Below are 12,978 nucleotides of genomic sequence, written 5' to 3'. Positions count from 1 at the left end.
TTCCTTATGTAAATATATCATTTTTACCAAGAATCAAGAAAGCATATTGATGGGCAAATACGGTGTTCTCGTTCTTTTCTATTCAGTAAAGCACATTATCATTTTTCTCTAATTTCAAATGTTCAACCATATAGGATACGAGTGTATCTAACGGGTTAATAATCGGCTTCGATGAATTACCCTCCACCTGCCGGGATGCCTCAACCATAGATAATTGCGCAACAGAAATAATTTTATTATTATCCTTTGTCATTTGATTTAAGAACTCGGAAATTTTTTGATTATATTCTTTTTTCATCCCCTGCATGATCAAGTCAAAAGTATCATAGATAATTTTAACTTCTATATCTAACGGTTGCTGATGACAATCTGCATGCTGCTTCAGACGTTCCATCGTCCCTTTAACAGTTGCAGGGTTTGAAAAAAGAATAACCTGAGGCTGATCTATCTGGCAAATGGAATCAAAAAAAGGTTCATCGATTTTTATAATCGGCACAGCTATAGAGCGCTGGTCTTCCTTTAAAAGGGCTATATAATTTGTACAAGTAATAAGGATGGCATCGACATCACATTGAGCCATCCACGCTATTTGTTCATTGACTTTCTTTTGAGCGTCGGATTCTTGGAATTTTTCATCAGAAGTAACTCGATACATTAATGCAGGATCAACAAAATGAATCAATTCGATATTAAATTCGGAAAGTGCATCATCTATATATCTTATATTGGAGTAATGAGCGTGTAAACATCCTATTCTTTTTCTCATCGTTATCCCGCCCTCATCTTATTTTTTCATGCTGCTTGCTTCACACGGAGTGATATCAAAAAGTCCCGGAATCAACTAATTGACTCCGGGACTTTGCAGCATTATTAAAAATCAAATATCTTTCTCACAAATTCATTAAAACCATTGTGAATGGAATACACCATCTTTATCCTTACGCTCATACGTATGCGCACCGAAATAATCGCGCTGCGCCTGGATTAAGTTAGCTGGCAGATCCTCTGAACGATAGCTGTCATAGTAAGCAATCGCACTCGCGAACGTCGGTACAGCAACACCATGCTGCACAGCTAAAGAAACAACCTTACGAAGAGACGCTTGATATCCTTCTACAATCTCTTTGAAATATGGATCGAGCATCAGGTTTGGCAGGTCTCCATCGCGATCATATGCTTCTTTGATTTTTTGCAGGAAGTTTGCACGAATAATACATCCGCCGCGCCAAATCATTGCGATATCGCCATATTTCAAGTCCCAATTGTTTTCTTCAGATGCTGCACGCATTTGCGCAAAGCCCTGTGCGTAGGAAACAATCTTACTCATATAAAGTGCCTGACGGATAGCTTCAATCAGCTCTTCCTTGCTCTCAGCTACATCTGCTTTGGCAGGTCCAGAGAACACTTTGCTTGCATTGACGCGTTCGTCTTTTAAAGAAGAAATAAAGCGTGCAAATACAGACTCTGTAATTAATGGAAGCGGCACACCTAAGTCGAGGGCATTTTTGCTTGTCCATTTTCCAGTACCTTTTTGGCCTGCTTTATCAAGAATCACTTCTACTAACGGTTTGCCCGTTTCCTCATCCACTTTTGTGAAAATATCTGCTGTAATTTCAATCAGGAAGCTGTCAAGCTCTCCTTTATTCCACTCTTTAAACACTTCATGCAGTTCTTTTGCATCTAAGCCGACCACATTCTTCATTAAATCATATGCTTCAGCGATTAACTGCATATCTCCATATTCAATTCCATTATGAACCATTTTCACAAAATGACCTGCACCATTTGGTCCGATATACGTTACACATGGTTCGCCATCTACTTTTGCCGAAATTGCTTCAAAGATTGGAGCAACTAAATCATATGCTTCTTTTTGTCCGCCAGGCATCATTGAAGGTCCTTTTAATGCGCCTTCTTCCCCGCCGGATACACCAGTTCCAATGAAATGGATACCTGTTTTATCTAATTCTTCATTACGGCGCATCGTATTTTCATAAAGTGTATTTCCTCCATCAATCAACACGTCGCCGTCTTCTAAGTAGGGCTGCAAGGATGCGATCGTTGCGTCTGTCGCTGGACCAGCTTTCACCATAAGCATTATTCTGCGGGGCTTCTCTAAAGATTGAACAAAATCTTCAATCGTTTCGGCACCGTAAAAGTTTTTCCCTTTTGCTTCGTTCGCCATAAATTCTTCTGTTTTCTGGTAGGTACGGTTGAAAACAGATACAGCGAAGCCACGGCTTTCTATATTTAACGCAATATTTTTACCCATAACAGCTAAGCCAATAACACCAATCTCTTGCTTCATATATACTCGATCCTCTCTGCCTAAAAATTTAAAATGAACCTTTTCTTATTATAACGGATTTCTTCTAAAGAAACCAAGTCCCACGCTATTTTTTCTCAATACTATGATAACTTGGCCGGTTTTTTGACAGAAAAAATCACCAATCCGCAGCATCACATCAAACTGCGAATCGATGATTTTTCTAGTTACACACAAATCTCCTTAGCACCCGCAAGGGCCTTGCGGCGGACAAGGATGATGCGGCTTTCCGCACATAACATGCTGTTCTTTAATATCATTTACAACAGATTCTGTATGAGGGAAATAGTGCTTGTGTGTTGTCATATGCTTATTAACATTTGTAGTGTGACTAGGATGGACATGCTTTACCTCAGTATTAGAAACGTTTGTTTTTACGTATTGCTTTGTTGGAGATACTTGTGTTGGGCCTTGTTGTGTAGGTGATACTTGTGGTGCACAGTATTCTGGCTGCATTTGTTGCTGCGGCATTTGCTGCATTGGCATTTGCTGTGGCATTCCATTGCAATTTCCATTCATACCATTCATAGAAGCTCCTTGTACCTGTTGGTTTTGGTTCCCCCAGCCTTGATTAAATTGTCCTTGATGATGTTTGTTACTACCTCTCACCGTAAAGGACCTCCTTTCCATTTCTTTAATCTTTCTCTATAGACTATGTGTCCCCCCCGTACTCGGTTTGATATAATAACCTATTTTTCAGGAATTTCTCTTGGATTCTTATTTAAGGGATGTTTTAAAAAGGATTGGAAAGCTTTATTTTCCTGCTCTTTGTAAGAGAGAGGAATTAGGATAAAAGTGTCAGATTAATTACATCCAAAATCGGGAAACTTTATACAATAGAAGCGTCATATTTAGTTCAGTTACTGGAGTGATATAATGGAATTTTTAACAGGATACTTACCAATCATGCTTGGGGTTGCCGTTATTCTCATATTAATAAGTATATTTGTGAAAGAGAAGCGGATTGTTCCACCGATGGTTGTCAGCTCAATCAGTCTTATTTCTATCTTTATCAGTTATTTCTTTGAGGGGGAAGATGCTGCTCTTATCGGCAATATAAGTCTGGCTGCTTTTATCAGTTCCGTGATTGTTCTGATTGTAATGACAGCTATTTCCTGGTCTCGTACACGTCCAAAAGCATAAGACTGTCTATCTCCATCAAAGGAGTTACAGGAAATCTGGCTGTGAAAATATTGCTTATACAAAATCCCAGGATGTCTTCCGAGCAAATAATAGAAGACACCCTGGGATTTGTTTGTTTCTAAACCAAGAGTGTGAACCATTGAAAGATACCTTTCAGGTTATCGCCGACATTTTTTGGTTAAAACGCTTTGCAATTTCCTTTCCTATTTCAATCGAGCATGTTGCAGCAGGCGATGGTGCATTCAATACATGCAGACTTGACGCATTTTCTTCAAAATAGAAATCATCCAGCATCGTTCCATCCGGCTTCATCGCTTGCGCACGTACTCCCGCTTCCATCGGCTTAATATCCGCTGCTGTTAATGAAGGAATTAATTTTTGTGCTTCCTTTACAAATGCTTTTTTACTAAATGACCGATAATATTCACCGATAGCTTCCTTCATGTTTTTTATGCCCATTCGATACAGCCCCGGAAAGGTTATGATTTGCGACGTTTCCTTTAAATTAAAACCGATTTTTTGATACGCTTCTTTCTTAAACCCCAACACGGCATTAGGCCCTACATCGACTCCGCCGCCAATCATGTTTGTAAAATGGACACCCAGGAATGGCAAATCCGGATTAGGGACTGGATAAATCAATGTTTTCACATAATGTTCAATACGCTTATCTAATTCAAAATACTCGCCGCGAAATGGAATAATTTGAACATCTGTCTCGACATGGGCCATACGCGCCAGCTTATCACTATACAGTCCGGCGCAATTAATCAAATAATCCGCTTCATATGTCGTTTCATTCGTTACTACGGTTATTTTTTCTGTTTCCATTTGGATATCTTTCACTTCATTATGTAACCGCAGCATGCCGCCATTTTCTATAAACAGCTCGGCGTACTTCTCTGTAACCTTTTTAAAGTCCACAATGCCGGTATTTTTAACGTGGATCCCGCCGACTGTATTTACAAATGGTTCAATCTCTTTCACTTCATCACGGCTTAAGCGCTCGACATCTAACCCATTTTCGATTCCCCGCTCATATAGCTTATTCATGTTCGCAAGTTGGGACTCACTTGTTGCCACAATTACTTTGCCACATTGGTTATATTCTATTTGATGCTTTTCACAGAACTCCATCATCGATTTCGATCCATTCCGGGCAAATCTCGCTTTGTAGGAGCCCGGTTTATAATAAATCCCTGAATGAATCACACCGCTATTATGTCCTGTCTGATGCTTCGCTACCTCTGCTTCTTTATCTACGACTGCAATGTTTTTATCTGGATGCATTTTCGATAGCTGGTAAGCGGTGCTCAAGCCAATAATCCCTGCTCCAACAATCACTATGTCTACTTTCACTGTGCTTCCCCTGCCTCTGCTTAAGTTGTTTGAATACCGCAAGCTTCCGCGACTACTTCCACAATATGCTTCACTGAAATCACATCCGATAAGCCTTCTCTTTCTACTCCTAGCTGCATTTGGATATGACAGCCCGGATTGGAAGTAATAATCAGCTCCGGTCTTGCTGTTTTAACGTTTTTCATCTTCATATCTAAAATTTGCATGGATTCCTCAAAATGCAGAATATTATAAATACCTGCTGAACCGCAGCAGAGCGATTTATCCTTTAACTCCATATAGTTCAATCCAGGAATCCGTTTAATGATTTTTAATGGGTCCTCAAACACCTGCTGTACATTTTCCAAATGACACGACGGCTGAAATACAGCATTCTTCGGAATTTCATAGTGAAAATCCAAATCAGCCATTGCCATCAGCTCAGAAATATCTCTAACCTTTGCCGTAAACTTCAATGCCCGCTGATGCCATTCTGTTCCTTCTTTAAACAGCTTTGGATATTCTTTTAACGTTGCTCCACAGCCGCCAATGGTATTAACAATATAATCAAAGTCATAAGCTTCATAGGCTTCTATATTTTTTTTGGCCAGTTCTGCCGTTTGATCGTGTTCTCCTGCATGATGCTGCAGGGCACCACAGCATGTTTGTGACGGAATATTCGTTACTTCCATTCCATGTTCGTTTAAAATGTTAAAAGCTAAATCATTAATCCGGCTAAAAAATACGTCCATAATACAGCCTTGAAAGAAACCAACCTGAATTGCTGATTTTCTAAAAGGATTCGGCGGGTTTTTCAGCCGCTTACTTAGTTGGACTTCCGGCATGGCTTTATTCAAGTCTCGGTATTTCTCAATCGGTTTTAGAAGATTACGCCGATTAACCACACGCTTCACTCCGGTCACCTGATAAGCATATAAACTCCTATTCACCAATCTCAGAATCTGTTTGTTTTTCAAAACCACTTTAAAAGCAGCTGTTCTGACTCCCTTCTCGAATAGACCCATTTTTTTATTATCTTTCAGCACCTCGACGGCCGACATCAGAATATCGCCGTAACGGACATTGGTTGGACAAACGGTTTCACATGCCCGGCAGCCCAGACATAAATCAATCCCTTCCCGCATGTCCTCAATATCTATCTTTCCTTCCGCTGCCATCTGCACTAAATTGATACGTCCTCTTGGAGAATGCTTTTCTTTTTTGAAAGCCAGATAGGTGGGGCAAGCAGGCAAGCAGTACCCGCATTGCACGCAGTCAAAGGTTGCCTGATAATCCAATTTTTCAATTAATTGCTCAGTCATTTTTTAACACTAACCTTTTCTCTCCCGCTTCCGGGAATATTTTTCCTGGATTCAAGATATTCTTCGGATCAAGCGCTTGTTTAATCGCTTTTTGGAATAGCATGCCGGCTTCTCCCACTTCTTTTGGAAAAAACGGCTTTTTCATCGTTCCGATTCCATGTTCACCTGATAAGGTTCCGCCTAATTCAATGGCGTAATGAAAAATTTCTTCGACCGCATCCTCCACCCTGGAAACTTCATCCGCATCCCGCATATTGGTATTAATCGTTGGGTGCAGGTTGCCATCACCAGCGTGGCCAAATACAACAATATTCAGATTATACTTTTTCTTCATTTCATCTATCTTCCGAAACATGTCTGGAATCTTACTCAACGGGACGGTCGCATCCTCTGATATTTTGGTGTAGCCGCTTTGGACAATCGCAGGTGAAACTAATTTTCTCACCTGCCAGAGCCTTGCTTCTTCCTCTTTGGTTTTTGCAATTTGCACATTCTCTACACCAATTTCTAAAAGAGCTTGTTGAATAACATGCAGTTCCTTCATCAATACATCTGAATCCCCATCCACTTCAACAAGCAGAGTAGCCGCGGCCGTTCTGGGTAAATCCAGTCCAGCATAATCCTCCACTTTATTTATCGCATTCTGATCAAGAATCTCCATTTTAGAAGGTCTTACCCCTGACGTTAAAATTTTGGAAATAGACTTTCCGGCGGTATACAAATCCTCGAATATAATCATTGCTGTTTTCGTATCCATCGGCTTTGGAATCAGCCTTAATGTTGCCTCTGTAATAATTCCAAGGGTCCCCTCTGATCCAATTAAAAGCTTCGTTAAATCATAGCCGGTCACATTTTTAACGGTATTTCCACCCGTACGGATAACTTCTCCTTCTGCAGTAACCACCTCCAGCCCCAATACATAATCCTTTGTCACACCATACTTTACTCCTCGGGGACCGCCGGCGTTTTCTGCTAAATTCCCGCCAATGGTGCAGATGGAGGAGGAAGAAGGGTCTGGCGCATACATTAAGTTATGCTCCTCTGCCAATTGATGAATATCTCCTGTTTTCACACCTGGGCTTGCCTTGATTAACAAATCATCCGGAAAAATTTCCAGGTACTGATTCCATTGTGAAAAATCTATCACAATACCTCCATGTACAGGTAATGGTCCTCCGGAAAGGCTGGTGCTCGCTCCTCTTGGATAAATGGGAATTTCATAAGCATTCGCCAATTGCACAATTCTCTGCACTTCTTCTGTAGACATCACTTGGACCACATAATCCGGCATATATTGCCCAAAAGACGCATCATAGCCGTATGATATTCGGTCATCCACATCTATTAACAAACGCTCTCCTACTATTTCAGTCAATTTTTCTATTATTTTTTCTTTCATTATTTAACCCACCTATATTCTGTCGTCACCCAACTTTCTGCGCATGTTTGTCAGATGTAATTGCATCGCTTCCTTGGCTTCTGCTGCATTTTGGGATTTTATTGCCAAATAAATACGTTCGTGCTCGCTATAAACCTCTTCTCTTTTTCTAGGTTTTCCTATATTCAGTTTCAGTGAATATTCCAATGCATTCCTGTGAACGCGCTCTAAGTTTTGAAAGGTTTGGATTATATAATTATTTTCTGTCGATTGAATAATCGCCTGATGAAAATTATAATCCGCCTTTAAACCAATCGAATATTCATTGCTTGTAATTTCTTCAAAGTCCTTCAGTGCCTGTTCAATTTCTAGAAGCGCTTCTTGGGAACGTCTTTGTGCACTGAACCCTGCCGCTTCTACTTCCAGCAGTGCTCTCATTTCCAAAAGATCAAATAATTCTGTTTTCGTAAATTCGCCGTAAGTATATCCCTTAAATTCATCTGCTGCGTCGAGGCGTTTAACATAGCTCCCCTTTCCTTGCAAGGACTCTACATAGCCCACAGAGACTAATTTACTGATTGCTTCGCGAATAGGTACTCTGCTGACATCGAAATACTTTGCCAGCTCATTCTCAGAAGGAAGCTTTTGTCCTTCTGCGTATTCGCCGGTTTTAATCATATTTTCCAGCTGGGAAAAAATAATATCTGATAACTTTTCTTTTTTGAACGGTTTCATTCCATCATCCTGCCTCCAGGAGCCGCTTACTTCTTATAAAGTGGAAAACAAGTATCAATACAAATAATGCTAAGCCAATGATGTCTAACAATGGATTCGTCGAAATTAATAAGAAGGCAACTCCGATTAATAAAATTCTTTCTACTATATTTAATTTTACTCGAATATAGTTGCCGAATCCAACTGCTAGTGCATAAACACCAATAACAGCAGAAATAAATGCTTGTGCTAAGAAGAAATAATTAATTGGTCCATCATCCGTCTGCAGCAGCAGGATTGGATCATAAACAATAATGATCGGAATAATAAACCCTGGAAATGCTAACCGTAAAGCTGTCCAAGCTGTTTGCATCGGGTTCGCTTTTGCAATTCCTGCCCCCGTATATGCTGCCAATGCGACAGGCGGAGTCACGTTAGACATGGCTCCATAATAAAAGACAAAAAAGTGAGCCGCTAAAGGATTAACTCCTACTTGAACAAGTGCCGGTGCAGCTGTTACAGCTACCACAATGTATAATGCTGTCGATGGAAGACCCAGACTGAGCACAATACAAGTAATCATAATCAGTATTAATATAATAAACAGGTTTCCTCCTGCAAGGTCTGCTACATTATAAGCAAGCATCGACCCGACACCGCTCATAGAAACAACGGCAATTATAATCCCTACAGAAGCACAGGCGATAGCAACCTGAACGGAGTTTCTGGCTCCATCAATAAGTGCCTCAAAGAGCTTAGAGAAGGTAATCCGATTTGTTTTGTCTTTGGTTAAATAAGAAGTGATAATTGTAGCAATAATTCCGGCAAAACCGGCAAAAATCGCTGTTTTCCCTAATAGAAGCACACCCATCACAACAATAATCGGCAAAAGTAAGGCGCCTCTTTCCAATAGTACCTTTTTGATATCTGGGATATTCTCCTTACTAATTCCTTTCAGTCCTAGCTTCTTTGCTTCTGTATCAATCGCAAATACCAAAGCAATAAAATATAACAAGGAGGGCAGGATACTGGCTAAAACAATCGCCGTATAAGGAATTCCTAAAAAGCCTGCCATAATAAATGCTGCCGCTCCCATAATCGGCGGCATCAGCATGCCTCCCGTAGAAGCTGCAGCCTCTACTCCTCCCGCAAACTTCGGCTTTAATCCGATACTTTTCATCAGTGGAATCGTAAAGGCACCCGTTGTCGCCACATTCGCTACAGCGCTGCCGTTCAATGACCCTGTCAGTGCACTTGTAATAACGGCAACCTGGGCTGGCCCTCCCCGGCGCTGTCCTGCAATCGCCAGAGCTAAATCATTAAACAAATTACTTGCACCGCTCACGGTAAGGAATGAACCAAATAAGATAAACAATACAATATAAGTAGAAGCAATGGATAGCGTGCTGCCGAAAACTCCATCAGACGTCATGTAAATTCGATACAGCAATCTTTCAAATGTAAAACCGGAGTGAGCAAAATCAATAGGAAAGTACGCACCATAAATGCCATAAAGCAAAGCAATAACACTCAAAATAGGAATAAACCAGCCGATAGCCCGGCGTGTTATCTCAAACAATACTAAAATACATAAGACAGCAAATATATAATCAACTGTATTTGCCTGGGATAACCGATCCACATGCAAATTTGTATACGTGACCGTAATATATCCAATGGAAATAATCGACAGGAACAGCATAACGATATCTATTGATGATATTTTCCCTGTCTTCTTTTTGTTTGACGGATGAAGCAAAAATCCCATTACAAAGATTAAGATTAAAAAGATTGTATTTCTATAAAATTCCTGAATGTTTAGATAACTGGAAGTGAGTAAAACAAAGACTGATAAGATAATACCGACAACAGCGATAATTTTATTACGCAACGATTTCGGATCTGCAATCGGGTTATCATTTGGATTTTTCTCGATATCTACGTTTTTTGCCTGTGCATTCGCCATTAATTTTCCTCCTCTCTTAACTCTTCTGGTTTCAGATGCGCTTCAATCTCTATACCTTGCTCTTCAAAATAGCGGTAAGCTCCTGCATGAAGCGGTGTATTCAAGCCTTCCAACGCTGTCTCCACCTGCATTTCCCGGGCGGAATTATGAATCCCAATCATATATTCACGATTTTCAAATAGTATCTTGGTTAAGTTATAAACCATTTCTTCATCCATATCCGAAGTGGTAACTAAAATATTTGGCTGGGCAATCGTATCAATATCTTCTTCCTGCCTTGGATAAGAACCAGCTTCAATAGTATAGCGGTACCACGTATGAACGATATCATTAATATCGTCAATTTGTTCATCGGTCACCTCTAAAATAGCGGCATTCAATCCGCTTGCATACATATCTGTAATAGCAGATACGGGTACTCCTGCAGGAAGAGATCCACCATTTAACCGGCCATCCCTCATTGCCGAAATCGTATCATCATATCCAAGATACTCTGTTCTGATATCACTTTTTCCTAACTCAATCCCTTCCATCATTGTTACGGTAGATTGTTCTGTACCACTTGCCTGAGGACCTACAGAAAACGATCTGCCCGCAATATCAGAGATATCTCCAGACTCAACAAAATCTTCCATTAATACAAAATGCTCTACGTTTGGCCAAATCATCCCCACAGACCGAAGCTCTTCGTATTGGTCTCCTTCATAAATACCGCTTCCCTCCGCTGCCTGTGTCGAAATCAACCCTTGGAGTATGGCAAAATCAGCTTCTCCATTCTTGAGTAAATCGATATTCTCAACAGAACCTGCAGAGGCCTGTCCGTTAAATTTGATATTCTGTTCCCGGTAATGCTCTGTCCAAAGCTGCCCCATTCCGACCCCGATCGGATAATATGTACCTCCAGTGGTTGCTGTTGCGATGTTGTAAATTTCTTTCTTCTCAAAATTACATCCAGATAAAACAAAGGTAAAAATAAGTACTGTAAATAAAAATAGCTTACCTTTCATTCAAACACCCCTTTGTATGCGCTTTCAAATTGACTTGTAATACAATGTTACAACATTGAACATTTTGTGACAATACCTAAATATAAAATTCTGACAAATGATTTAAAATTTATTTTAAATTTCCCATTTTTTAAGGTTTATTCAATCCGCGTTCCGTATAGGCCCAAGCCTTGTTTTAGTAAGCATTAAAAAACAGGAAGAGATATCTACCCTTGCACAGAAATAGTTAAAAAGACATAACAGCAGGGAATTTGCCACTTTTATTGGGCAAATCAAAAAACCAGAGTAATCCGAAGATCGCTCTGGTTTTTCCGTTGAGATAAATTAAATTCCTCCAAAGTCCACGCCAACCAAGAAATACGACGCAACAATAAGTACCAGCTGATATACCGTTAAGGTCCAAAAAACATCAAAACGAGATTTTTCCATAAGCGCTAAAAATAAATAAACATGTATAAAGCCGAAAAGTAATAATGAAAATACATATGTCACAATAAATAAATCAATGAATAATAAGCCAAAAAACAATGTCACGAGACAAAACACAAGGACAAACGGAATATTGACCACCACGTATTTCGTCAATAATTCCTTATGCTCCATTGTTTTATTCCCGAACTGCTTCAGCAGAATATAGAGCGAGAAATAACCTATCGCAAATGTAATAAGCCAAGAGACAAAGGTTTGTAAAACAAAGGTGAAATTAATGTCTCCCAAAAAGTAGAACAGCCCATCAAAGCCATATCGATAAAATAAATAATGGCAAATACTTACAAGTATAGCTAATAAAGCGAAAATAATGAGACTGGTTTCCACTTTTATCGACCGGCCGGAATGAATAAGTGTATTTGGCCTTAATGCTGCGTCTAATGCAATCCCTTTGATTTCATTAAAGCTTTCCTGAAAATCAAATTGCGATCCCTTTGTTTTTTCCTTCTGACCTGCCTCACTGGATTCGCCGGCAGCCTGCTCTAGATGTGTTTTGGCTTCATTCGGCTCTTGCTCCGGCTGATTCGAAGCATCCAGCTGCTGTGTCTCCTGCTCCATCGCCAGTTCTTCCATTTTCTCTCCATCCGGTGCCGATGCAGCGTGTTCCTCCTCTACACCTTTTTCTTGCTGTTTATCCTCTTTCTCCATCCTACCACTCCTTGTATAATTTTTTGAGTTATACTACTTCAAACAAATCTTCCTAAGCGAGATTTCTACCCAGATTCAATATGTTTGATATTTTAGTATATAATTAACATTAGCATAAATTAATTATTTTCAAACTCAAAACCTGTAGAAATAAGGGATTTAACAAAAAACAGGAAGGAAGTTTCATGTTTTATATAAAAGGGTCTTTAACCCCGTGAATTAAAGTTCAAAACAAAACTAATTACCTATATACCAAATATCAGAATCGACTTCTATGCTTTATCAATAAATTTGATACGCATAACACCTATAAACGTTTGAAAAATCAAATGTTTTTAACGTATACTGTTAAAAAAGAACAAAGGAGGAAACTTTATGAACAAATTTTTTAGTTTTGAAGAGATGATTACACCTATTATCATCAAGGTATTATTTTGGGTTGGACTTGCTGCGTCCGTTATATTTGGCCTTATTACTATTTTTACAGGTATTATTGAAGAAGAATTTTTACTTATTTTCTCAGGTCTTCTCACGATTGTTATTGGAAGCCTCTTAGTGCGAGTTTATTGTGAGTTATTGATTATTATGTTCAAAATCTATGAAACCTTAAAACAAATAAGGGATAAATAATTCATCAGAGTTAAAAA

General features: G+C 39.5%; 12 protein-coding genes. 2 read left to right on the top strand and 10 right to left on the bottom strand.

Features of this window, described 5'->3' with window-relative positions:
* Nucleotides 1-82: 82 nt before the first annotated feature.
* From MKX55_RS01210 to MKX55_RS01200, 3 genes are all read right to left on the bottom strand, one after another.
* Nucleotides 83-766, bottom strand: a complete 684-nt coding sequence (locus MKX55_RS01210) for a hypothetical protein (protein WP_339235462.1) — start codon at nt 764-766, stop codon at nt 83-85.
* A gap of 135 nt (nt 767-901) precedes the next feature.
* Complete coding sequence (gene gndA / locus MKX55_RS01205; protein WP_339235459.1) at nt 902-2,308, bottom strand: NADP-dependent phosphogluconate dehydrogenase; 1,407 nt, start codon at nt 2,306-2,308, stop codon at nt 902-904.
* Between the two features lie 201 nt (nt 2,309-2,509).
* Nucleotides 2,510-2,782, bottom strand: a complete 273-nt coding sequence (locus MKX55_RS01200) for a CotD family spore coat protein (RefSeq protein ID WP_042535874.1) — start codon at nt 2,780-2,782, stop codon at nt 2,510-2,512.
* A 420-nt stretch (nt 2,783-3,202) separates the two neighbouring features.
* Between MKX55_RS01200 and MKX55_RS01195 the strand changes: the two genes are divergently transcribed.
* The gene (locus tag MKX55_RS01195) at nt 3,203-3,469 is read left to right on the top strand and encodes a hypothetical protein (protein ID WP_339181557.1); all 267 of its coding nucleotides are present in this window, start codon (nt 3,203-3,205) and stop codon (nt 3,467-3,469) included.
* Between the two features lie 153 nt (nt 3,470-3,622).
* Here MKX55_RS01195 and lhgO read toward each other — a convergent pair whose 3' ends face one another.
* The 7 genes from lhgO to MKX55_RS01160 all read right to left on the bottom strand — a co-directional run bounded on the left by lhgO (nt 3,623) and on the right by MKX55_RS01160 (nt 12,331).
* A complete protein-coding gene (gene lhgO, locus MKX55_RS01190) occupies nt 3,623-4,828 on the bottom strand; it encodes an L-2-hydroxyglutarate oxidase (RefSeq protein ID WP_339235457.1) in 1,206 nt (401 codons plus the stop codon).
* 20 nt (nt 4,829-4,848) lie between these two features.
* Nucleotides 4,849-6,129: a (Fe-S)-binding protein gene (locus tag MKX55_RS01185; RefSeq protein ID WP_339235454.1), complete on the bottom strand. Its 1,281-nt coding sequence runs from the start codon at nt 6,127-6,129 to the stop codon at nt 4,849-4,851.
* Nucleotides 6,122-7,528 (bottom strand): FAD-linked oxidase C-terminal domain-containing protein, encoded by a 1,407-nt coding sequence (locus tag MKX55_RS01180; protein WP_339235451.1) that lies wholly within the window; start codon nt 7,526-7,528, stop codon nt 6,122-6,124. Before MKX55_RS01180 ends, MKX55_RS01185 begins: the two co-directional genes overlap by 8 nt.
* A gap of 12 nt (nt 7,529-7,540) precedes the next feature.
* Nucleotides 7,541-8,242 carry a FadR/GntR family transcriptional regulator gene (locus MKX55_RS01175; protein ID WP_339235448.1) on the bottom strand — a complete coding sequence of 234 codons (702 nt, stop codon included), beginning with the start codon at nt 8,240-8,242 and terminating at the stop codon, nt 7,541-7,543.
* Between the two features lie 4 nt (nt 8,243-8,246).
* On the bottom strand, nt 8,247-10,187 hold the full coding sequence (locus tag MKX55_RS01170; protein ID WP_339235445.1) for a TRAP transporter permease: 1,941 nt from the start codon (nt 10,185-10,187) through the stop codon (nt 8,247-8,249).
* Nucleotides 10,187-11,194, bottom strand: coding sequence for a TAXI family TRAP transporter solute-binding subunit (locus tag MKX55_RS01165; RefSeq protein ID WP_339235442.1), 1,008 nt, complete (start codon nt 11,192-11,194; stop codon nt 10,187-10,189). Before MKX55_RS01165 ends, MKX55_RS01170 begins: the two co-directional genes overlap by 1 nt.
* 324 nt (nt 11,195-11,518) lie before the next feature.
* Nucleotides 11,519-12,331, bottom strand: coding sequence for a hypothetical protein (locus MKX55_RS01160; RefSeq protein WP_339235440.1), 813 nt, complete (start codon nt 12,329-12,331; stop codon nt 11,519-11,521).
* Nucleotides 12,332-12,706: 375 nt separating this feature from the next.
* Between MKX55_RS01160 and MKX55_RS01155 the strand changes: the two genes are divergently transcribed.
* Nucleotides 12,707-12,961 (top strand): DUF4282 domain-containing protein, encoded by a 255-nt coding sequence (locus MKX55_RS01155; RefSeq protein WP_042530962.1) that lies wholly within the window; start codon nt 12,707-12,709, stop codon nt 12,959-12,961.
* Nucleotides 12,962-12,978 lie beyond the last annotated feature (17 nt).

The organism is Oceanobacillus sp. FSL W7-1281 (genome assembly GCF_037969835.1).
In the GTDB taxonomy this organism is placed as follows: domain Bacteria; phylum Bacillota; class Bacilli; order Bacillales; family Amphibacillaceae; genus Oceanobacillus; species Oceanobacillus oncorhynchi.
This window is presented reverse-complemented; position numbering and strand designations above follow the sequence as displayed.